The organism is Sagittula sp. NFXS13, assembly GCF_040148795.1.
In the GTDB taxonomy this organism is placed as follows: domain Bacteria; phylum Pseudomonadota; class Alphaproteobacteria; order Rhodobacterales; family Rhodobacteraceae; genus Sagittula; species Sagittula marina.
On record NZ_JAGEMH010000010.1, the window covers coordinates 1 to 21,437 of the forward strand.

General features: G+C 63.9%; 16 protein-coding genes and 3 pseudogenes. 10 read left to right on the top strand and 9 right to left on the bottom strand.

Going from position 1 to position 21,437, the window contains the following annotated elements:
* Positions 1–187: 187 nt before the first annotated feature.
* Complete coding sequence (locus J4E08_RS17080; protein ID WP_349539538.1) at positions 188–1,321, bottom strand: putative sulfate/molybdate transporter; 1,134 nt, start codon at positions 1,319–1,321, stop codon at positions 188–190.
* A 77-nt stretch (positions 1,322–1,398) separates the two neighbouring features.
* Between J4E08_RS17080 and J4E08_RS17085 the strand changes: the two genes are divergently transcribed.
* On the top strand, positions 1,399–1,608 hold the full coding sequence (locus tag J4E08_RS17085; protein ID WP_349539539.1) for a TOBE domain-containing protein: 210 nt from the start codon (positions 1,399–1,401) through the stop codon (positions 1,606–1,608).
* Here J4E08_RS17085 and J4E08_RS17090 read toward each other — a convergent pair.
* Genes J4E08_RS17090 through tsaA form a run of 5 tightly spaced genes read right to left on the bottom strand, consistent with a single transcriptional unit; the run spans position 1,563 to position 5,701 of the window.
* Positions 1,563–2,384, bottom strand: coding sequence for an ABC transporter ATP-binding protein (locus J4E08_RS17090; protein ID WP_349539540.1), 822 nt, complete (start codon positions 2,382–2,384; stop codon positions 1,563–1,565). The two genes, J4E08_RS17085 and J4E08_RS17090, sit on opposite strands and share 46 nt — an antisense overlap.
* Entirely contained in the window at positions 2,384–3,406 is a 1,023-nt protein-coding gene (locus tag J4E08_RS17095) for a FecCD family ABC transporter permease (RefSeq protein WP_349539541.1), read from the bottom strand. Before J4E08_RS17095 ends, J4E08_RS17090 begins: the two co-directional genes overlap by 1 nt.
* Complete coding sequence (locus J4E08_RS17100) at positions 3,379–4,419, bottom strand: iron ABC transporter substrate-binding protein (protein ID WP_349539542.1); 1,041 nt, start codon at positions 4,417–4,419, stop codon at positions 3,379–3,381. Before J4E08_RS17100 ends, J4E08_RS17095 begins: the two co-directional genes overlap by 28 nt.
* Position 4,420: 1 nt before the next feature.
* Positions 4,421–5,203: a molybdate ABC transporter substrate-binding protein gene (locus tag J4E08_RS17105; protein WP_349539543.1), complete on the bottom strand. Its 783-nt coding sequence runs from the start codon at positions 5,201–5,203 to the stop codon at positions 4,421–4,423.
* Between the two features lie 18 nt (positions 5,204–5,221).
* Positions 5,222–5,701, bottom strand: a complete 480-nt coding sequence (gene tsaA, locus J4E08_RS17110) for a tRNA (N6-threonylcarbamoyladenosine(37)-N6)-methyltransferase TrmO (protein ID WP_349539544.1) — start codon at positions 5,699–5,701, stop codon at positions 5,222–5,224.
* A gap of 200 nt (positions 5,702–5,901) precedes the next feature.
* Between tsaA and J4E08_RS17115 the strand changes: the two genes are divergently transcribed.
* The 9 genes from J4E08_RS17115 (at position 5,902) to J4E08_RS17155 (ending at position 18,095) form a co-directional block, all read left to right on the top strand.
* Complete coding sequence (locus J4E08_RS17115) at positions 5,902–7,260, top strand: sigma-54-dependent transcriptional regulator (RefSeq protein ID WP_349539545.1); 1,359 nt, start codon at positions 5,902–5,904, stop codon at positions 7,258–7,260.
* A gap of 3 nt (positions 7,261–7,263) precedes the next feature.
* A complete protein-coding gene (locus J4E08_RS17120; protein ID WP_349539546.1) occupies positions 7,264–9,288 on the top strand; it encodes a sensor histidine kinase in 2,025 nt (674 codons plus the stop codon).
* A gap of 165 nt (positions 9,289–9,453) precedes the next feature.
* A complete protein-coding gene (locus J4E08_RS17125; RefSeq protein WP_349539547.1) occupies positions 9,454–11,175 on the top strand; it encodes an OFA family MFS transporter in 1,722 nt (573 codons plus the stop codon).
* Positions 11,176–11,241: 66 nt separating this feature from the next.
* On the top strand, positions 11,242–12,126 hold the full coding sequence (locus tag J4E08_RS17130) for a LysR family transcriptional regulator (RefSeq protein WP_349539548.1): 885 nt from the start codon (positions 11,242–11,244) through the stop codon (positions 12,124–12,126).
* Between the two features lie 88 nt (positions 12,127–12,214).
* Positions 12,215–12,691, top strand: a complete 477-nt coding sequence (locus J4E08_RS17135; protein WP_349539549.1) for a formate dehydrogenase subunit gamma — start codon at positions 12,215–12,217, stop codon at positions 12,689–12,691.
* The gene (locus J4E08_RS17140) at positions 12,688–14,196 is read left to right on the top strand and encodes a formate dehydrogenase beta subunit (RefSeq protein ID WP_349539550.1); all 1,509 of its coding nucleotides are present in this window, start codon (positions 12,688–12,690) and stop codon (positions 14,194–14,196) included. The genes J4E08_RS17135 and J4E08_RS17140 overlap by 4 nt, the downstream gene beginning before the upstream one ends.
* Positions 14,193–17,087 (top strand): formate dehydrogenase subunit alpha, encoded by a 2,895-nt coding sequence (fdhF, locus tag J4E08_RS17145; protein ID WP_349539551.1) that lies wholly within the window; start codon positions 14,193–14,195, stop codon positions 17,085–17,087. The genes J4E08_RS17140 and fdhF overlap by 4 nt, the downstream gene beginning before the upstream one ends.
* Complete coding sequence (gene fdhD, locus J4E08_RS17150; RefSeq protein WP_349539552.1) at positions 17,084–17,902, top strand: formate dehydrogenase accessory sulfurtransferase FdhD; 819 nt, start codon at positions 17,084–17,086, stop codon at positions 17,900–17,902. The genes fdhF and fdhD overlap by 4 nt, the downstream gene beginning before the upstream one ends.
* On the top strand, positions 17,892–18,095 hold the full coding sequence (locus J4E08_RS17155) for a formate dehydrogenase subunit delta (protein ID WP_183970356.1): 204 nt from the start codon (positions 17,892–17,894) through the stop codon (positions 18,093–18,095). The genes fdhD and J4E08_RS17155 overlap by 11 nt, the downstream gene beginning before the upstream one ends.
* Positions 18,096–18,161: 66 nt before the next feature.
* On the opposite strand, the pseudogene J4E08_RS17160 reads toward J4E08_RS17155, so the two are convergent.
* The 3 pseudogenes from J4E08_RS17160 to J4E08_RS17170 all read right to left on the bottom strand — a co-directional run bounded on the left by J4E08_RS17160 (position 18,162) and on the right by J4E08_RS17170 (position 21,336).
* A pseudogene (locus J4E08_RS17160) lies at positions 18,162–19,117 on the bottom strand (ATP-binding protein).
* 343 nt (positions 19,118–19,460) lie between these two features.
* Positions 19,461–20,472 (bottom strand): annotated as a pseudogene (locus J4E08_RS17165) (IS21 family transposase); the annotation flags it as partial.
* A gap of 37 nt (positions 20,473–20,509) precedes the next feature.
* Positions 20,510–21,336, bottom strand: a pseudogene (locus J4E08_RS17170) (IS5 family transposase).
* Positions 21,337–21,437 lie beyond the last annotated feature (101 nt).

Genomic DNA, 21,437 nt, shown 5'->3' on the forward strand with positions numbered 1-21,437 from the left:
CACGTGTTGCCATACGCGGCTCCATAGCCGTTTCTGGATCGGAAGCGAAGTCGCCATTCGCTGCAAGCGAAGATAGAGGCATGTGCCATGCGGGGTCCGATCGGCATACTAGCGACGTGAACGGCCCTTTCCGGACATATGAGCGTTTGGCAATGCCGCAGCGCGGAATCCCTAAAGCGGACCTTTGCTATCGTCGCTGGGTCATGAACTTCGAAATGACGACCTTGCGGATCAGCTCGGCCACGGTGCCGGCGAAAAGGCCCAGAAGCGGGTTCAGGAAGACTGTGGCCAAAGCCGTCGCCGCGATGACCGGGCGGCACGACGGGCGGGCGTCGATCAAGCGGCGACTGATGGCAAGGGACCACGCCGCGATCAGCAGCAGCGCGCCAAGGGTCGCCGTTGGAATGGCTGAGAGGACGGCACCCTGCACGGGGATCGGCAGGATTGCGACTCCGACCAGCAGGATGCCGATCATGCAGGGGGCCGCACCCGTTCGGGCACCAAACTGATGATGTGCCGCGACACCGCCTGCGCCATGGCACATGGGCAGCGCCCCCAGCGGTGCCAGCAGCAGGTTGGCCAGGCCGGTGGTCAGGCACAGTTTGCGCGGGGTGACATGCCCAGCGTGTGCCCCGAACAGGTCGCTGGCGACAAGCGTCGTCAGAAAGACCGCGTTGGTCAGCGTCAGGGAGAGTTGCGGCAGGGCAAGGTCGGTGACGGCGCGGCGCAGGCCCTCGGCATCGACGAAGGGCATGGACCATTGTGCGGCCTGTGACATGCGCGCGTCGGGCTGGCCTGTGATCAACCCAAGCGCGACGCCCGCGCAAATCGTAAGCAGCGCCGCATGCGTGCCCGCATGCAGCGCCCAGAGCGCCACCCCGAGCGACAGCACACCGATCAGCCAGTTGTCCAGCATCAGCCAGACCGCGACCCATCCCAGCGACAGGCCAAGCCCCAATTGCAGCCCCGACAACACGGATTGCGGGACGAGCCGCGCGATCCGATCAATCAGCCCCGTTCCGCCCAGAACAAGCAGAACCAGCCCGATCAACACCCCGCTCAGCGCGATCTCGGCGGGGGACACCACGCCCAGAAGCGCCACGGCGGCGACGGCCTTCATCGGTTGCACCGGGATGGGCAGCCTGTAGACAAGGCCGGTGGCGATGTAGAACAGGCCGAACCCAGCCAGCACCATCTGCGCTGACAGGCCTGCCAGCGCGATGGCGCCAAGGCTCAACGGCAAGAGCGTTCCGATATCGCCCAAGGCGCCGTTTGCCTCGCGCGGGTCGAGGCGGAATGCATGTCCGCGTGATTCAGCCATTCTGTCCCGCCCCATTGCAATTACCCGCCCACATCATACCCTGAAGAGGGAGAAAATTCAGCATACGAGGAAAAACCATGAAACTCAGCGCACGCAACAAACTGTCCGGAACGGTGGTCGGCATCGACAAGGGCGCAGTCAATGCCACCGTCCAGATCGACCTTGGCGGGGCGGTGATCGTCACGGCGATGATCACCAATGCCTCGGTCGAGGAACTGGGGCTCGAGGTTGGCAAGACCGCCTACGCCATCGTCAAGGCATCGGATGTCATGGTCGGCGCGGACTGACGCAGCGACGGCAGGCAGACGCGGCGGCCCGAGTGGGTTGTCTCGACCGTAACAGGCAGGCCGTAGACCGCGCTCAGCGTCGCGTCGGTCAGCACCTCGGCCGCCGCGCCATCCGCCAGCACGCCGCCGCGGCTCATCAGCAGGACGCGGGCATTCAGGGCAAAGGCCTGATCGGGGTCATGGGTTGACAGGATCACGCCGCGCCCCTCGGTCCCGGCTTCGCGGGCGAGGGTTTCGATCTGCGCCAGCACTTGCGCTTGATTGCCGAAATCGAGGCTGGCGGTGGGCTCATCCATGACGATCAGCTGTGTGTCCTGCGCCAGCGCGCGGGCAATCAGGACCAGTTGCCGCTGGCCTCCGGACAGGCGGGAATAATCGCGGCGGGCAAGTTCCCCGATGCCAAGACGGTCCATGGCAGCTCGCGCCGCGGCGCGGTCTGAGGCCGAGGGTTGGGCAAAGGCCCCCAGCCGCGCGGTGCGCCCCATCAGCACGACCTCAAGCGCCTCGAACGGGAAGGGCGGCGCGTGAGCCTGCGGGACGTAGGCGATGAGGCGGGCGATCTCTGCCCTAGTCTGCGCGGTGATCGGCTGGTCGCCCAGAAGTACGGTGCCGTCAAGCGCGGGCAGCAACCCCATCAGCGTGCGGAACAGCGTGGTCTTGCCACAGCCGTTTGGACCCAGCAGGCAAAGGATCTCGCCCGGCCGGATCGCCACGTCCAGTCCCGCGCCGATGGGGGTCTTGCCATGCCCGATCGACAGGTCGCGTGCCTCCAGCATCACGACCACCCCCGGCTGCCGCGCGCCAGCAGCCAGACAAAGAACGGCGCGCCGATGACGGCGGTCAGCACGCCGAGAGGCACTTCGACCGCCGCGATGGTGCGCGCCAGAGTATCGACCAGCAGAAGATAGCCCGCGCCGATCAGCACCGACGCGGGCAGCAGGCGACCAAAGCCGGGGCCCACCAGCATCCGCGCGATATGCGGGATCACCAGCCCGACCCAGCCGACGACCCCGGCCAGGGCGGTCACGCTGGCGGTGATCAGCGTTGCGGCGGCGATCACGATTAGGCGCGTGCGCCCGGCCTCGACCCCCAGTGCGCGGGCCTCTTCGTCGCCCAACGACAGCACGTTGATGCGCCAGCGCAGCAGCGCCAGCGGGAGCAGACCGACCAGCACCATCGGCAGCGCGGGCAGAATGTCGCGTGTCGTGATCGAGGCGAGAGAGCCAAGCAGCCAGAAGGTGATCGCCGGAAGCTGGTCATAGGGGTCGGCCATGACCTTGAGCAAGGAGGTCGCTGCCCCCGCCAGCGCGCCAACCACGACCCCAAGCAGCACTAGCGTCAAGGTCCGGTCTGTGTGGCGCACCATCGCGCCGACCAGCATGACCACGCCCACCGCTGCCATGCCACCGATAAAGGCCGACGCCTGAATCGCCGCGACGGGAAGCGACAGGAAGATGCCCGCCACCGCGCCGAGTCCCGCGCCCGCCGACACGCCAAGGATATCCGGCGAGACCAACGGGTTGCGGAACAGCGCCTGATAGGTCGCCCCCGCCGCCGCCAAGGCCGCGCCCACCAGAAGTGCAGCACCCACGCGTGGCAGGCGGATGTTCCAGACCACGATCTGCGCCTGCCGGTCGCCCTGCCCCAGCAGCGCGGAAAACACCTGTCCCGGTGTCAGCCCGTAGGGCCCGATCATCACTGCGCCAAAGGCCAGCGCGACCAGCACCAGCGCCAGCATCCCCGTCCGTGTCAGGCCGGGTCGTGGCAGGCTTACATCGGCGGTCGTCCCTCGGCCCATTCGAGCAGCCTTTCCAGTTCGTCGTCGCTGAGATCGACATGATAATATAGCTTGTAGAAGGCGCGGGTATCCTCGCGCAGATCGCCCCCGTTTCGTTCGGGCCAGCGGTCAGGATACATCAGCCCCGCCATCCAGTGCAGCCCCATCATCCGGTTGAGCGACGGCGGCCGGTCGATCCAGCCAAAGGGCGCGGTGGGCGACAGGTAGACACGCCCGGTCTGCACCGCGTCGATGCCCTGCCACAGCGGGTCGTCAAACACCGATGGAAAGAAGTTCCGATCCCAGGTCACGATGGTGTCGGGATTGGCGAGGATCAACTGCTCCATCGAGGCATTCACCAGCCCCCGCGTCGCGCCGCCATCGTCGGCCACGTTGCGGCCCCCGGCGCGTTCGATGATCTCGGTGTTGATCGAGCCCTTCATGCCGGTTTCCAGCCCTTCGGGGCCACGGGCAAGGTAGACGCGCGGGCGGTCGTCCTCGGGCACCTCGGCCAGCAGTGCGTCGAGCCGGGCAAAACGCGCCTCGACATCCTGCGCCAGAGTTTCGCCGCGTTCAGGCACGCCCAATGCCTCGCCCAGAATGCGCAGCGCCTCGGCCGTGTTGTCGAACCGCCCGTCGATCAGCAGGTAGGGGATGCCGGTCTGCTCCTGCACCCGGTTGGCAAGGTCGGTGTAGGTGTCGCGGACGCTTCCGAAATCGACGATCAGGTCAGGCTTGATCTCCAGCACCCGTTCCAGGTTTGCCTCGCCGCCACGCCCGGTCAGGCGGCCGGTTTCGGGGAGGTCGCGGTAGGGCTCGGCGATGTAGGCGCGTTCCTCGGGGCGCAAGGCGCGCGGCCAGCCGGTCAGCGCCTCGGGCTTGAGCACATAGACCAGCACCGAGGCCGGGGGGCCGGCGGCAAAGACGGTGGTGACCTCATCCGGCACCTCGACCACGCGGCCAGCGCTGTCCGTCACACTGCGGGCGTGCGCAGGCAGCGCCAGCAGCGCGATGATCATCAGAAGGTAGCGCATCTCAGCCTCCGTTCACCATGTCGAAACCATAGTCACCCAGAACGGCCTGACCTGCGGGCGACAGGATGTAGTCGGCCAGCGCCTGCGCGCCCTCGGGCGCATCGTTCAGCACGATCAGGCCGTAATCCGCGCCAACCGACAGCGCTTCGGGGACAGGCACGATCTGAAGGTCGGGCACTTCCTTCTGCGCCAGGACCGCGTTGGTGCAATAGGTCAGGAAGACATCCGCCTGATCGCTGTCCATCACCCAAGCGTAATTGTTGCGCCCCTGCGGCGGCTTGGCACTGTCCGGCCCGCCGGTCAGTTGCAGCGCCTTGCCCTTGAGCGTGTCAGCATGGCCTGACTTGTCGAACAGGGCAAAGGCATAGTCGCCCGACGGGTCGGCCTTGGGTGTCGAGGTGCCCAGTCGGGTGCCCTTGTCCAGCATGACGTCGAGCAGAGTATCGGTCGACACCGTGACCTCATGCCGGGCCAGGGCACAGAGCCGGTTGCGGGCGAACAGCGTCACCGCGCCGCCCTTGCCCGCATCCGCAAGCGTTTGCGGGTGGCGCATGTTGGCCGAGGCAAAGACATGGGCGGCCTCGCCGCTTTCGATCCGCTCGCGCATCAGACCGGAGGGGCCAAAGCTGGTGGTGACGGGCGTGCCGGTGGCCTGTGTGAAATCCTCCGCCACGTCCGAGAGCGCGGCCTTCAGGCTGCCCGCTGCATAAAGCGTGACCTCCTGCGCCATGGCGGGGGTCATCGTGGCCGCAACAAGCGCAGCGACAAGTGTCGTTTTGAACATGAATATCCTCCCAAGGGGTTATGCCGTCTGGCTGTCACCCGGCTGTCCCGGCGCTTTCGGGGTAAAGGCGCAGCGGTCGGGCTTCAGGTCGATCAGGGGCGTTCCATCGACGCAATCCAGCCCCTGCACATGCAGCACACCGTCCGCGATGCGCAGAAGGCGCACGCTGGATGTGCCGATCGGATTGGGCCGCGCGGGCGAGCGCAGGGCAAAGGTGCCGACAGTCTTGCCATCACTGCGCGGGCTTTGGCGGATCAGGTCACGACGGCTTTGGTCCAGCCAGTAGAGCACCTCGATGGTCTGGTAGGCCTCCAGCCCGTCCAACGCATCATGCCAGTCGGGGTCAAGCTCGATCCGGCATTCCGGCCCGTCGATTCGCCCCTGCCGCGGACAGTCTTCGCGCGTGGTCCACGGTGCCCTGATCCGGCCAATAAAGCGCAGCGCCGCATCGGATGCGGGGGCGAGTTGGACAAATTGTTCATTTTCACGCAGATCCATTCGCAACTCCATCAGTGTTCGGGAAATTATGCAGCAAGTTGGCGCCCCGCCTCATGCAAACTCTCCGGCTTGGCAAAAATATAGTCTTGAAAAGCAGATGATTAAAAGGCTTGAACTTTGGCAGCCTTGGCGCAAGGGATATGGCGCATCGGAAATAATGCATGATTTAGCGTATTGCCTTTGGTCGGGCAAAGGGGGAGATGACAGTGGCAGGCACATCCCACGCGGGAGCCGACCCGTTGCGCGGCGCGCGCATTCTGATCGTCGATGACGAACCCGGGATGCGACACTTCCTTGTCAACACGCTGCAGGCGCTGTGCCGTGGCGTGGACAGTGCAGAGAATGCGCAGGCCGCCGAGACGCTGCTGGACTCCCGCCAATACGATGTGATGGTGCTCGATAACATCATGCCCGGGCAGAAGGGGCTCGATTGGCTCGGCGCGCGGCGCGCCAAGGGTGGTTTCACCGATACGATCCTGATCACCGCCTATGCCGATCTGCAGACCGCGATCGACGCCATGCGTGCCGGGGCGTCGGATTTCCTCGTCAAACCGTTCCGGTCCAACCAGATCCTGAACGCCCTGCGCAAGTGCCTCGAACTGGCCCGGCTGCGGCGCGAGAATGCGCTTTTGCGGCGTGAACTGGACACGGTCGCCAGCGGCAATCGCCGCAAGGAACTGATCGGCGCCTCGCCGGTGATCGCCGAGGTGCGCGCCCTTCTGGAACGGGTTGCGCCCCTGTCCACGCCCGTCCTGATCACCGGGCCATCCGGGTCGGGCAAGGAAGTGGCCGCGCGCCATTTGCATGGCCATTCCGGGCGCGGTGCGGCCCCCTTTGTCCCGATCCAGTGCGGAGCCATCCCCGCCGACATGATCGAATACGAACTGTTCGGACACGGCACTGGCACCTTCCCCGGCGCGCAGGCCGGATGCGAAGGTTTGCTGGCGCAGGCCTCTGGCGGCACGGTTTTCCTTGACGATGTCAGCGAATTGACGGCCAGCGCCCAGACGGCGCTGCTGCGCGTGCTGGAAGACGGCGTGATACGCCCCATGGGAACCGGGCGCGACGTGCAGCTTGACCTCAGGTTTGTCATCGCGACCAGCAAGCCGTTGCAAGAGGCCGTCGCGGCGGGCCGTTTCCGCGAGGATCTGCTGTTTCGGATCAACGTGATCGACTTGGCAATGCCGCCGCTGAAAGATCGCGGAACCGATATCTTGCAACTGGCGGACCTGTTCCAGACGGAAATCGCGGCCGTTTTGAACCTGCCTCAAGTGGAGATGTCCTCGGCCGTGCGACAGGCCATGCTGCGCCACGATTGGCCCGGCAATATCCGCGAGTTACACAATTTCGTGGAACGCGCGCTGATCTTTGGCCGGTTCCTGCTGGAAACACTGGGACCCGTGGCCCCGCCCGGAGACATCGTCCTGCTGGAGGACGTGGAAAAGCGCGAGATCCTGCGCGCCCTCGACGCGCTGGACGGCAATCGCTCCGAGGCGGCGCGGCGACTGGGCGTCTCGCGCAAGACCATCGACCGCAAATGCGCGACATGGGGGTTGTAGTCGATGCCGCGCCTGCCCACGGCCCTGCGCTCTGTCCGGGTGCGGCTGCTGGTGATCGCGCTGCTGCCGATGCTGGTTCACTTGCCGATCCTACTGGGCAGCACCGTCCTGCGCTGGTCGGGCAAGGTCGACGTCATACTGGTCAACAAGGTCACGGGCGACCTGACCATCGCGGATCAATATCTTGGCCGTTTGGTCGAGACATCCGGCGAACGGGTCGATGCGGTCGCACGCTCCGTCGAGCTGTTTCGCGCGCTCGAAGGGGGCGACGCCGATGCCTATCTTGAACGCGAACGGGCGCGGCTGGGACTGGATTTCCTGCGGGTTGCGCGTGCCTCTGAGTGGCCGGTCGTGCAGGCGGCCCTGAATGGTGAATGGCACAGCGCCATCGACGTGTTCGATGCCGGAACGCTTCGGGCGCTGTCGCCTGAGATGTCGGAACGGGCCGAGGTTCCTTTGATTCCGACGCGCGGGGCTCTGCGCACAGGCCGCGCAGCCGAAACCCGCGGGATGGTCATCCATTCCGCCGCACCGTTGACCCTGCCGGACGGGACGCGGGCGGCGCTGGTGGGTGGCATGCTGCTGAACCGCAACCTTGATTTCATCGATACGATCAATGCCCTGGTCTACCGCGCCGAAAGCCTGCCAGAAGGCAGCCAGGGCACGGCCACGCTGTTCCTAGACGACGTCCGGATCTCGACCAATGTCCGCCTATTTGAAAACGTGCGCGCGCTGGGAACCCGCGTCTCTGCCGAGGTGCGCGCGGAGGTTCTGGGCGAAGGACGGATCTGGCTCGACCGCGCCTTTGTGGTGAACGACTGGTATATCTCGGCCTACGAGCCGATCTTCGACAGTTTTGGCACGCCGGTGGGGATGCTCTACGTCGGGTTTCTCGAAACGCCGTTCAGCGCGGCAAAGCGGAATTCCGTCATCACGCTGGCGCTGGCCTTTGTGTTGATCGCGCTGGCCTCGGTGCCGGTGTTCCTGCGATGGGCAGGGCACATCTTTCGCCCGCTCGAAGGCATGATGCGCACCATCGACCGCGTCGAAGATGGCGATCTGAGCGCGCGCAACGCGCCGATCGAGACTGACAGCGAAATCGCGCAGGTCGCACGGCATTTCGATGGGCTTCTGGATCGGCTGGAACAGCGTGACCGCGAATTGCGCCACTGGGGCGAGACGCTGGAACAGCGGGTCGCCGAGCGCACGCAGGAATTGCAAAAGGCGCACCGGCAACTGGAACAGACGAGCGAACGTCTGATCCTGTCGGAAAAACTGGCCGCCGTGGGGGAAATCACCGCCTCGGTGGCGCATGAGATCAACAACCCGGTGGCGGTGATCCAGGGCAACCTCGATCTTGCGCGCAGCAACCTTGGCGCGGCAGGTGCCCCGGCGGAGGAGGAGTTTCGCCTGATCGACGACCAAGTCTATCGCATCGGGGTGATCGTCTCCAAGCTGCTGCATTTCGCCCGGCCAGAAGACTATTCCGGCGTAGATCAAAGCGTAGACCCGGCTGAGGTGGTTCGTGATTGTCTTGTCCTGACCAGGCACCAGATCGAGGCCTCGGGCATCCGATGCAGCCTTGAGACGGCCAGCCGGTCGTCGGTGCATATCTCGCGCACCGAATTGCAGCAGGTGGTCGTGAACCTGATCCTCAACGCGGTCCATGCCATGCCCGGCGGCGGTGTGCTGCGAGTGCTTACGGCTGAGGACGGGGCGGAGGTGGTTCTGACCGTTCAGGATACCGGCACGGGGATCGCGCCCGACACGCTGGCCCGGATCTTCGACCCATTCTTTACCACCAAACAGACGCAGGGCACCGGGCTGGGGCTGTCCATCAGCCGCCAGATCGTGAGTCGCGCCGGGGGAGCCATCACGGCATATTCCACGCCCGGAGAGGGCAGCCGCTTCGTGGTCAGGCTTCCGATCGAAGAAAATGCACAGATGCGCGATCCGGACAGAATGTCGCGAAATCCCACGGGGCAAGCGTCGGCCCTCGGAAAGAATGACACACAAAGACCGCCCTAGCGTCCGGGCGGGGAGACGGAATGACAATCAAAGCATTGATATATTTATTAAAAATACCTTGACGATGCAAGCGGTCGAGAGCTTTTTCTGGTTCCGCATGCCATTGCATGCCTCCACGCACGTCGGGAGGACGGCGCGCCGGGGACATCAAAGGGAGGACAATCCATGAGCAACGCCTCACACGGTGCGTTGGGCTTCTTGCACAAGAGCCATATCGTCGCCGAACCTGGATACAACCGCTGGCGCGTGCCGCCGGCATCCATCGCCATCCACCTGTGCATCGGCTCGGTCTATGCCTGGTCGGTGTTCAACCCGGCCCTGACCCGCGAACTGGGCGTCGTCGCGTCCAGCGCCGATGACTGGAGCCTCAGCTCGGTGGTGTGGATCTTTTCCGTGGCCATCGTCTTTCTCGGCCTCGCCGCAGCCTTTGCGGGCAAGTGGCTCGAAGAGGTCGGCCCGCGCATGGTCGGCGTTGTCGCCGCGATCCTGTGGGGCGGTGGGTTCATCATCGGCTCGCTGGGCATTTCCAGCCATCAGCTGTGGCTGGTCTATCTTGGCTACGGCGTGCTGGGCGGCTGCGGTCTGGGGCTGGGCTACGTCTCGCCCGTCTCGACGCTGATCCGCTGGTTCCCCGACCGGCGCGGCATGGCGACGGGCATGGCCATCATGGGCTTTGGCGGCGGCGCGATGATCGCAGCGCCGGTCAAGGGCTGGCTGCTGAGCCTTTACGCCAAGGCGCCCGAGTTCCTTGGCGCGCAGGATGCCGTCGCCACCGTGGTCGAGGGCGGCCGGGTGTTTGCCGAGACCGCCGCGGGCCGTGTCGAGGTGGTGATCGCCTCGGCCGCGCAGGCTGCGGATTTTGGCGCGCAGGCGGGTGTCTATGTCGTCGGCACCGGCGCAACCGGCGCCGCGCAGACCTTCATGACGCTGGGCATCGTCTACTTCGTCGTGATGATCCTTGCTGCGTTTCAGTACCGGGTCCCCGCGAAGGACTGGAAACCCGCAGGCTGGACCCCGAAACCCGTGGCCTCGGGCATGGTCAGCCACAACAACGTGCACATCGACCAGGCGCTGAAGACGCCGCAGTTCTGGCAAATGTGGATCATGCTCTGCTTCAACGTCACGGCAGGGATCGGCGTGATTGGCGTGGCCAAGACGATGATGTCGGAAATCTTCGGCTCCGTGATGCCGCTGGTGGTCACGGCGGCTTTTGCCTCGACCTATGTGCTGATGATTTCGGTCTTCAACATGGTGGGGCGGTTCTTCTGGGCGTCGGCCTCGGACTACATCGGGCGCAAGGCGACCTACATGTGCTTCTTCGTGCTGGGCACCGCGCTGTATCTGTCGATCCCCTATTTCGCCTCGGCCGTGGCGACCAACCCGGCGATGATCTACCTGATCGGGTTCTACGCCGCGACGATGATCATCTTCTCGATGTATGGCGGCGGTTTTGCGACGATCCCGGCCTACCTGGCGGACATGTTCGGCACCATGCATGTGGGCGGCATCCACGGGCGCCTGCTGACCGCATGGTCCACCGCTGGCGTTTTGGGGCCCCTGGCGATCACCTCCTTGCGGCAGATGTCTGTGACGCGCGCGATCCAGGATCTGGCGTCCAAGGTCGACCCGGCGGCCTTTGCCGAGATGTTCGGCGCACCGCTGGCGCAGCTGGATCAGCTGGTCGCAGCCAAGACTGTCACCATCGCCAAGCTGATGGAGATCGCCCCCGAGGGCACGATCGACCCGACGCCGTCGCTCTACAATACCACGATGTATTGCATGGCGGCTCTGCTGGTCGTGGCCTTCTTTGCGAACCTGCTGATGAAGCCGGTCAAGGAACATCACCACCACGACGAACCGGAACTGCAAGCCGTTCCGGGCGAATAACCCAACTGGCCGGGGCACCCGACCGTGCCCCGGTCCTTCTGTCTGAATGACACTGGAAAGACACCGATGCTGGACAAGCTGGAAATGTTCATCGCTCTCGCCCGCGAAAGCCATTTCGGGCGTGCTGCGGAACGGATGAACATCGCGCAACCGACGCTGTCCGCCGGCATCAAGCAGCTTGAGGCGCAGCTGGGTGTACAGCTGGTCTATCGCGGCTCGCGCTTTGGTGGGCTGACACCCGAAGGCCAGGCCGCGCTGGTCTGGGCCAAGCGTCTGGTGGATGACGCCCGTCATTTGCGCGACGAGATGCGCATCAGCCGCCAAGGGCTGACCGGCGAGGTGCGGCTGGCGGTGATCCCCACCGCGCAGACATGGGCCGGGCGGCTCTGCACCGCCTTCGCGCATCGCCATCCCAACGTGCGCTTTACCATCCTGTCGCGAAACTCGCGCGAGATCCTGCAAATGCTGGACGATTTCGAGGCCGACGCCGGGATTTCCTATCTGGAGAACGAACCGCTGGGCCGGGTCGACACCGCCGAGTTGTATGACGAAAGCTATATCCTTGTCTGCGCGCGGAACTCTCCGCATGCGAAGAAGCGCAGCATCGCCTGGTCCGATCTGGACGGGCAGACGCTGGCCCTGCTGACACCGGACATGCAGAACCGGCGCATCATCGATCAGCTTTTTGCCGAAAGCGGCGTGACCCCGGCCACCTATATCGAGGCGAACTCGATCATCGCTCTGGTTGCCAGCGTCGCGTCGGGCCATTGCATGACCGTCCTTCCAAAGGAGGTCGCCAGCTTTCTGTCAGGCGGCAAGGACATTGCGCTGGTGCCGTTGGACGGGGCGTCGCGGCAGCAGAAGGTCGGCCTGATCCTGCCGCATCGTGATCCGCGCACACCCGTCCTGTCAGCCATGCTGGCCGAGGTGCAGCGCCTGACCAGCGTTTGATCCAAAACCCCTATCGGCCCACGGAACGCCGTTATTGATCGACCACCGGGTGGCCGCCAAAGTTGGGGCAAACTGGAGGACGACAGCCATGGCCCACCCCGCCACTGCCATCGACGTCGAAGAGATCACCCGGATCGTCGATGCCCACAGCACCCTCGAAGGGCCGCTCTTGCCGATGTTGCATGCCGTGCAGGAGGCATTTGGATATATCCCGGCGCAGGCGCATGGACCGATCTGCGAGGCGTTGAACATCACCCGCGCAGAGTTGCACGGGGTCATTACCTTTTACCACGATTTCCGCGAAAAGCCCGCCGGGCGGCATGTGCTCAAGATCTGCCGCGCCGAGGCTTGTCAGTCGGTTGGAGGGACCAACATGGCAGAGGCGCTGCTGGCCAAGCTGGGGCTGGATTGGCACGGCACCACCGCGAATGGCGCGGTGACGATCGAGCCGGTCTATTGCCTTGGCCTGTGCGCCTGCGCGCCGGCGGCGATGGTCGATGACCGGGTCGTGGGTCGCGTCGATGCGGCGAAACTGGACAGGCTCTTGGCGGAGGCGGGCGCATGAAGATTTACGTTACCATGGACAGCGCCGCCAAGGCGCTTGGGGCCGAGGACGTGGTTACTGCCCTGCGCGCCGCCGCCCCTGACGCGCAGATCGTTCGCACCGGCACGCGCGGGATGATCTGGCTGGAGCCGCTGGTCGAGGTCGAGATCGACGGCGTTCGCCACGGCTTCGGCCCGGCAGAGCCGTCCGATGTGGCTGGCATCCTTGATGGCACGAGCCCCAAGGCGCTTGGTCCGGTTGAAGACCTCGATTGGATGAAGCGCCAGACACGCCTGACATTTGCCCGTGTCGGCGTGATCGACTCGCTTTCGCTGGACGACTATCGGGCGCAGGGCGGTCTGAGCGGGCTGACGCGCGCATTGGGCATGACCGGGCAGCAGATCGTTGACGAGGTCAAGGCATCCGGCCTGCGTGGTCGGGGTGGAGCGGGCTTCCCCACCGGGATCAAGTGGCAGACCGTTCACGACGCAGAAGCACCGCAGAAATACATCGTCTGCAACGCCGATGAGGGCGACAGTGCCACCTTTGCCGACCGGATGTTGATGGAGGGCGATCCGTTCACCCTGATCGAAGGCATGGTTATCGCGGGACTCGGTGTCGGCGCCACCAAGGGCTATGTCTACCTGCGCTCGGAGTATCCTGACGCGATTGCAGTCATGACCCGCGCCGTTGAGATTGCCCGCGCCGAGGGCATGTTGGGATCCAATCTCATGGGCTCACAGCACGCGTTCGATATCGAAATCCGCAAGGGGGCTGGAGCCTATGTCTGCGGCGAGGAGACCAGCCTGCTGAACAGTTTGGAAGGCAAGCGTGGCGTGGTCCGGGCCAAGCCGCCGCTGCCCGCGCTTGAGGGCTTTCTTGGGCGTCCGACCGTTGTGAACAACGTGATAAGCCTCGCCACCGTGCCGGTGATCTTTGAAAAAGGCGCGCAAGCCTATGCCGATTTCGGGCTGGGCCGGTCGCGCGGCACCGTGACGCTTCAGATCGCGGGCAACGTGGCGCGCGGCGGGCTGTTCGAGACGGCGTTTGGCATCACGCTTGGCGAGGTGGTGAACGACCTTGGCGGCGGCACACTGTCGGGCCGTCCGGTCAAGGCGGCGCAGGTTGGCGGGCCGCTGGGTGCCTACATGCCGGTGTCGAAATTCGACACGGCACTGGGCTATGAAGAATTCGACGCGGCGGGCGGGCTGATCGGCCACGCGGGCCTGACCGTCTTCGACGACACCACCGACATGCTGGGCATGGCGCGCTTTGCCATGGAATTCTGCGCCGTCGAAAGCTGTGGCAAATGCACCCCCTGCCGGATCGGCGCGGTGCGCGGCGTGGAAACCATCGACCGCGTCGCGCAGGGCGACCCGGATGCGCTGCCGCTGCTGACCGACCTCTGCGAGACGATGAAGGACGGATCGGTCTGCGCGCTGGGGGGCTTTACGCCCTTTCCTGTCATGTCCGCCGTGACCCATTTCCCCGACGATTTCGCACGCCTGAAGGAGGCCGCAGAATGAAGGATTTCATCATTCCAGACGACCGCGACATGGGCACGCCCGCAAAGCACGGCAAGCCGGTCACCCTGTCCATCGACGGCTTCGACGTCACCGTGCCGGAAGGCACATCGGTGCTGCGCGCGGCCGCCGAAATCGGCATCCAGATCCCCAAGCTCTGCGCCTCGGACAATGTCGAGGCCTTCGGCTCTTGCCGCCTTTGCGCCGTGGAAATCGAAGGTCGCCGCGGCACGCCCGCTTCCTGCACCACGCCCGTCGCTCCGGGGATGGTGGTCGACACCAACTCGACCAAGGTGCGCAAGATCCGCAAGGGCGTGATGGAGCTCTATATCTCCGACCACCCGCTGGATTGCCTGACCTGCTCGGCCAATGGCGATTGTGAATTGCAGGACATGGCAGGCGCGGTCGGCCTGCGCGACGTGCGTTACACCGCGCCGGATAACGGCGGGCTGGCGAACCATTTCGCGGCGCGGAACACCAGTGGAGAGGCCAATCCCGAATGGCTGCCCAAGGATGAGTCCAACCCCTATTTCAGCTATGACCCGTCGAAATGCATCGTCTGCAATCGCTGTGTCCGCGCCTGTGAAGAGGTGCAGGGCACCTTTGCGCTGACCATCTCGGGGCGCGGTTTCGACAGCCGCGTGTCGGCAGGCAGCGCCGGCGATGACTTCCTGTCGTCGGATTGCGTATCCTGCGGTGCCTGCGTGCAGGCCTGCCCGACCGCGACGCTCCAGGAAAAATCCATCATCGAAATGGGCACGCCGGACCGGTCCGTCGTGACCACTTGCGCCTATTGCGGCGTGGGCTGCTCGTTCAAGGCCGAATTGCAGGGTGACGATCTGGTCCGCATGGTTCCCTACAAGCACGGCAAGGCCAATCGCGGGCACAGTTGCGTCAAGGGCCGCTTTGCCTATGGCTATGCCAACCACCGTGACCGCATCCTGAACCCGATGATCCGCGACACAATCGACCAGCCGTGGCGCGAAGTCAGCTGGGACGAGGCGCTGAGCTTTGCTGCAAACCGCCTGCGCGGGTTGCAGGAGACCTATGGCAAGAAATCCATCGGCGTCATCACGTCCAGCCGCTGCACAAACGAGGAAACCTACCTCGTGCAGAAGCTGACGCGCGCGGTCTTTGGCAACAACAACACCGATACCTGCGCGCGCGTCTGCCATTCGCCCACCGGCTATGGGCTGGGCCAGACCTTTGGCACCTCTGCGGGCACGCAGGACTTCGACAGCGTCGAGCAGGCCGACGTGGTCATCGTCATCGGCGCGAACCCGACGGACGGGCACCCGGTCTTTGCTTCTCGGCTGAAGAAACGCCTGCGCGCCGGGGCCAAGCTGATCGTCATCGACCCGCGCCGCATCGACCTGGTGAAATCGGCGCATATCAAGGCGGCGCATCATCTTGCCCTGACCCCAGGCACCAATGTCGCCGTCGTCACCGCGCTGGCGCATGTGATTGTGACCGAGGGACTGATGGACGAGGCATTCATCCGCGAGCGCTGTGACTGGGACGAATTCGAGGTCTATGCCGAGTTCGTCTCGGAAGCCCGCCACAGCCCCGAGGCAACGCAACTGCTGACCGGCGTTCCGGCTGAAGAGATGCGCGCGGCGGCCCGTACCTTTGCACGTGGCGGCAATGGCGCGATCTATTACGGGCTGGGCGTGACCGAGCACAGCCAAGGCTCGACCACCGTGATGAGCATTGCCAACCTTGCCATGATGACCGGCAACATCGGCCAGCCCGGCGTGGGCGTGAACCCGCTGCGCGGCCAGAACAACGTGCAGGGATCGTGCGACATGGGGTCCTTCCCGCATGAGCTGCCGGGCTATCGCCATGTGAAACTGCCCGAGGTGCGCGAGCTCTTTGAAAATGCATGGGGTGTCGAGATCGACCCGGAACCGGGCCTGCGCATCCCCAACATGCTGGATGCCGCCGTAGAGGGCACGTTCAAGGGGCTTTACTGTCAGGGCGAGGACATCCTGCAATCGGACCCGGACACAAAACACGTGGCGGCGGGTCTTGCGGCCATGGACTGCGTTATCGTGCATGACCTCTTCCTCAACGAGACCGCGAATTACGCGCATGTCTTCCTGCCCGGCTCGACCTTCCTCGAAAAGGACGGCACCTTCACCAACGCCGAGCGCCGCATCAACCGCGTGCGCCGGGTCATGGCCCCGAAGAACGGCTATGCCGACTGGGAGGTGACGCAACTGCTGGCAAACGCCATGGGTGCCGGTTGGACCTATACCCACCCCAGCCAGATCATGGAGGAAATCGCCGCGACCACCCCCAGTTTCGCCGGGGTGGACTATGCCCTGCTCGAAGAGAAGGGCAGCGTGCAATGGCCCTGCAACGAGGCGCATCCCGAGGGCACGCCCTTGATGCATGTGGACGGCTTCGTGCGCGGCAAGGGGCGCTTCATCGTCACGGAATACGTAGCTACGGATGAAAAGACCGGCCCGCGCTTCCCTCTGCTGCTGACCACCGGGCGCATCCTGTCGCAATACAACGTCGGCGCACAGACGCGGCGCACCGACAACGTGGTGTGGCATGACGGCGATGTGCTGGAAATTCATCCGCATGACGCCGAGAACCGTGGCCTGAAGGATGGCGACTGGGTGCGACTGGCCTCGCGCTCTGGTGAAACGACGCTGAAGGCCAAAGTGACTGATCGGGTCAGTCCCGGCGTGGTCTACACCACCTTCCACCATCCCGATACGCAGGCCAACGTCATCACCACCGACTATTCCGACTGGGCCACCAACTGCCCGGAATACAAGGTGACGGCAGTGCAGGTCGCGCCCTCGAATGGTCCGACCGACTGGCAGGAAGGCTACGCGGCACAGGCCGAACGCGCTCGCCGCATCCTGCCCGCGGCAGAATGACCATGCGGGCCCATGTCAGCACGCCGGGACAAAGCCACCACGCCGAAGGCATGCGCGCCATCCACCGCGCGCTGCCAGAGGAGGTGCCCATAGCGCTCGTCTTCAATGGCACGACGCAAGCGGTGATGATGGCGACCCCCGCCGATCTGGCGGATTTCGCACTGGGCTTTGCCTTGACCGAGGGCATCGTCACCGATCATGCGCAGATCGAGGATTTCGAGATCGTCGATCACGCGCAGGGCATAGAAGCACGGTTTTGGCTGGCCGAGGACCGCGCCCAAGCGCTGGCCTCAAGGCGCCGCGCCATGGCCGGGCCAGTGGGGTGCGGGCTGTGCGGGATCGACAGCCTTGAAGAGGCGGTGCGCCCGGTGCCGTGGGTGCAATCCGACTTGCGTCTGATGCCCGCAGACGTGGCCCGCGCGACGGATGCGCTGCGCGATCACCAGCACCTGCACGACCTGACCCGCGCCACCCATGCGGCCGGGTTCCTGCTGGCCGGTGGCGGAGTGGCATTGGCCCGCGAGGATGTGGGCCGCCACAACGCTCTAGACAAACTGATCGGCGCTTTGCAGCAGCAAGGCCTCCCGCCCGGCAGCGGCGCCGCCGTGATGACCTCGCGGCTTTCGGTGGAGCTGGTGCAAAAATGCGCCATGGCCGGCATTCCCGTGCTGATCGCCGTCTCCGCCCCGACGGGTGCCGCGGTCCGGCTTGCCGAAGCGGCCGGGATCACCCTCGTCGCCTTCGCCCGAGGCGGCGGCTTCGACCTGTATTCCCATCCCTACCGCATCACTGACGAGGCCCAACATGTCGCCTGAAAAAATGGTCCGCATGGCGAACCAGATCGCCACCTTCTTCAAGACCCAGCCGAACGAAGACGCCCCGGCCAGGGTTGCGGCACATATCAACGACTTTTGGGAGCCGCGCATGCGCAGCCAATTGCGCTCCTACGCAGAAAACGGCGGGGCGGGGCTGGATGATATCGTCATGAAGGCGATACCACAGTGTTGATTGTCACAGAGAACTGCCCCGGTATTTTCACCGAGATTTGACCCACCCTCACTTACGCGTCGTGGTTTATGACGCAGTCGATGTTTTGGTCTCCCTTGCAGTTTTCGTTGCTGCCTCGGAACTGGCCTTGAAGCGGTAGCTATCGTTTCCGGTTTCGAGGATGTGACAGCGGTGTGTGAGCCGATCGAGGAGTGCGGTGGTCATCTTTGCGTCGCCGAAGACCTGCGCCCATTCTGAGAAGCTGAGGTTTGTGGTGATGATGACGCTGGTGCGCTCGTAGAGCTTGCTGAGCAGATGGAAGAGCAGCGCCCCGCCAGATGAACTGAACGGCAGGTAGCCGAGTTCGTCTATTCCCCGGCAGGCGATTTTGCTCGCAAAACCTGCCGAGAGGGCAGGATGCCCAAGTCGACCTTCGTCAGCATCTCAGCCAGTGTCCCTGGCTTTCCAAGCGCCGTCTCCTGCTCCAGCGCGTCGACCAATTCCACGGTCGAGAAGAAGCGCACCTAACGCCGGTGATGTTCGATGGCTTGGACGCCGATTGCCGTGGCTGTGTGGCTCTTGCCCGGTCGTCTATCGAGGCGCCATTGGGTCGAGCCCAATGGACGACGGGCCGCCGATCAAAACGACATTCTCGGCCGCTTCCCCTCTCATCGTTTGCACTGCAAACGACTGCCGGGCAATGGATGAACTGGCATCGGTGTCGCTGCCGCACTGTCGCTTCGTTGATCTCGCTCGATGCAAAGTCGAAGCGCGTCAGGTCCTTGTATGCTGGGGTAAGGCGGAGAAAAAACAGTCCGGGGGACTGTTTTCCCGCCGAACGGCGACCTTCGTGTGATCGGCGATAGACCGTACCTCGCGTTCGGCAATCTCGGCCTTGAGCAGCTGTGAAAGCATTGGCGTGGCAGCTTCGAACGCTGGCGCGCCCTAGGCGACCAAGTCTTCAATCGCATGTGCCATGCCATAGAGCTTGAGACTGCGTGAACCATGATGACGATAGAGGCGCCTGCCGGGTCATGACGCATGGTGTCTCCTCAGTCTGTCGCAACCCGTCATGGCGATCGACGTTGGCCTCTGGCGTTGTTTGCAATGCCAGAGCGTCCGGCGGATCGACCTCGGGGGGATCTGTCGATCTGCGGTCGATCAATCGATACAACAGGTTCAGGATGTGCGTCTTGGGGGGACGCCCGCTTCAAGTGCCAGCTCCACTGTGCACAAAACGTCCTCTTCGTTGTGCTGAAGGACCAGAGACAGAATGTCGACCATCCACTGGCCGGCAGTGCCTTTTCGAAGAAAAGGACACGAGAGGGACTCGGTCACCGCCTTCTTTACGCGAGCCATGTTATCCTGAAGCTGCCGAAGGGTATCCGGCATCTCCGTGAGCGGCGCACCATTCCGAAGTGCGCCCGGTGTGCGTTGGAGCGAGGCCTTGTCCGCCATTGGTCCGAGGACAATGGACGAGCGCGAGACAGTGGCGCCAGTCATAAATGACCTTGCCGGGCTTGCGATGAGACCGCTCAATGATCCGCGCATGCTCGCAAACCGTTTGCCTTTCAGCGACCACGACCAGCCGTTGGGGATAGACATGCAAACTGACACGGCGGTTCGCAAAGCTGGCGGGAACGCTTTAGCCTTGCGTCGGGGACAACAGTCCACCGGACTGTTGTCTTGTCCCTCCTCACGTTAGAAAGTGATCAGGCATGTGGGTGGCGCACGCTTCCTGTGTTCGATAAAGCCATCGAATGCCGGCGTCCGTGCCATCAGCCTGGGCTTCTCGGCCTCCCACACGTCCTTTGCCCGGCAGTGCATTTCCATGGGAAATGGCACGAGAGGGACGTGCGTTTGCAGCGGGTAGGCTCGCACCAGGAAAGCGCGGCTGTGTGACAGTTTGATATGCGCGACCTGAAGTTTGACGCGCTCACCGCCGATGTCGTGGTGAAAGCACGTCTTTGGCGTGACCCCAGTCCTCGCTCCAATCGAATTGGAAGGCTTCGCCGGGCTCGAACACCAAAGGCACGCAGATGCCGCGCCCTGTCGTCTGTTCCGCTTGATGCCGATCTTGACGCCACGCCCGGGCGAAAGCTGCCACGCGGTCATAGGAGCCATCATATCCCAGCTTCACCAGATCAGCATGCATTTGCTTCACTGTCCGCCGCTTTTTGCGTGACTTCCGCGTCTGGATTAAAAGCCAGGCTGACAGCTGATCCGCGTAGGGGTCCAGCTTGCTTGGACGCTTGGGCGTCTTGAACTTCGGTTCCACCGCACCTTCACGCAGATACTTCTTGACCGTGTTGCGAGGCAAACCCGTCCGCCTGGCAATCTCCCTGATTGGCATTTTGTCACGCAATGCCAAGCGACGAATGACACTCGAAAATCCCATGCCGATCACTCCAAATTCCCCCAGCTAATGTCAGGATTCATAACCAATATATGACGAGAGCTGCGAGAGCGACGGCTGGGAGAAACACCTTTGCGCATCGGTCATAGCGGGTCGCGACACTCCTCCAGTCCTTGAGCCTGCCGAACATGCTCCCGCATCGCTGCCCGGCAGGGCATCACGGTACGTGATGTCCCGAGAGGGGCGATTGCGCCGCTTGTATCTGCGCTTGTCCACTGCCCGGCAGAGTATTGCGCAGCATGTCCAGAGAGGGATATTTGACCGGCGTCTTGCGCTTCTTCCGGCCTGGGATGCAGGCACGAATCCCCTTGTACTGCAACGCTTGTCTGAACCAGTCAGCGTCATAGCCACAATCCCCGAGCAGCCATTTGACGTTTGGCAGGCCGCAGAGCAATGCGCGTGCGCCGATGTAATCGCTGACCTGTCCGGCGGTTACGAACAGGTCAATCGGTCGTCCTTGGCTGTCACAGATTGCGTGCAGCTTGGCCCCTCTCGGGACATTTCCTACTGAAATGCCCTGCCGGGCACGGGATCAGACGACCGCGCCCCCTTTTTTGCGGCCATGCTGGTCGCCGCTCGATGGGCCTTGAGGTGTGTCGCGTCGATCATCACGGTCTTCTCTTCGCCATGCTCAGCGGCCAGACCTGACATCTTCCGCGCGAAGATGCCTTTCTCGCTCCACCGCTTCCACCGGCTGTAGAGCGTCTTATGCGGACCATATTCCTTCGGCGCATCCCGCCAACGCAAGCCATTGCGATTGATGAAGATAATCCCGCTCAAAACCCGCCTATCATCGACCCGAGGCTTGCCATGAGGCTTGGGGAAGTAAGGGACCAAGCGTGCCATCTGCGCGTCGGTCAGCCAGAAAAATAGCTCATGTCACCGCTCCGTTTTCAGAGCCGTGAATCACGCTGCACGACCAAAATCAATGCATCCTGACCCTAGAC

Bases quoted from the DNA above. Each gene is read 5' to 3' on its own strand.
- J4E08_RS17080 (WP_349539538.1), bottom strand. From the start codon at position 1,321: ATGGCTGAATCACGCGGACATGCATTCCGCCTCGACCCGCGCGAGGCA.
- J4E08_RS17085 (WP_349539539.1), top strand. From the start codon at position 1,399: ATGAAACTCAGCGCACGCAACAAACTGTCCGGAACGGTGGTCGGCATC.
- J4E08_RS17090 (WP_349539540.1), bottom strand. From the start codon at position 2,384: ATGCTGGAGGCACGCGACCTGTCGATCGGGCATGGCAAGACCCCCATC.
- J4E08_RS17095 (WP_349539541.1), bottom strand. From the start codon at position 3,406: ATGGGCCGAGGGACGACCGCCGATGTAAGCCTGCCACGACCCGGCCTG.
- J4E08_RS17100 (WP_349539542.1), bottom strand. From the start codon at position 4,419: ATGCGCTACCTTCTGATGATCATCGCGCTGCTGGCGCTGCCTGCGCAC.
- J4E08_RS17105 (WP_349539543.1), bottom strand. From the start codon at position 5,203: ATGTTCAAAACGACACTTGTCGCTGCGCTTGTTGCGGCCACGATGACC.
- tsaA (WP_349539544.1), bottom strand. From the start codon at position 5,701: ATGGATCTGCGTGAAAATGAACAATTTGTCCAACTCGCCCCCGCATCC.
- J4E08_RS17115 (WP_349539545.1), top strand. From the start codon at position 5,902: ATGACAGTGGCAGGCACATCCCACGCGGGAGCCGACCCGTTGCGCGGC.
- J4E08_RS17120 (WP_349539546.1), top strand. From the start codon at position 7,264: ATGCCGCGCCTGCCCACGGCCCTGCGCTCTGTCCGGGTGCGGCTGCTG.
- J4E08_RS17125 (WP_349539547.1), top strand. From the start codon at position 9,454: ATGAGCAACGCCTCACACGGTGCGTTGGGCTTCTTGCACAAGAGCCAT.
- J4E08_RS17130 (WP_349539548.1), top strand. From the start codon at position 11,242: ATGCTGGACAAGCTGGAAATGTTCATCGCTCTCGCCCGCGAAAGCCAT.
- J4E08_RS17135 (WP_349539549.1), top strand. From the start codon at position 12,215: ATGGCCCACCCCGCCACTGCCATCGACGTCGAAGAGATCACCCGGATC.
- J4E08_RS17140 (WP_349539550.1), top strand. From the start codon at position 12,688: ATGAAGATTTACGTTACCATGGACAGCGCCGCCAAGGCGCTTGGGGCC.
- fdhF (WP_349539551.1), top strand. From the start codon at position 14,193: ATGAAGGATTTCATCATTCCAGACGACCGCGACATGGGCACGCCCGCA.
- fdhD (WP_349539552.1), top strand. From the start codon at position 17,084: ATGACCATGCGGGCCCATGTCAGCACGCCGGGACAAAGCCACCACGCC.
- J4E08_RS17155 (WP_183970356.1), top strand. From the start codon at position 17,892: ATGTCGCCTGAAAAAATGGTCCGCATGGCGAACCAGATCGCCACCTTC.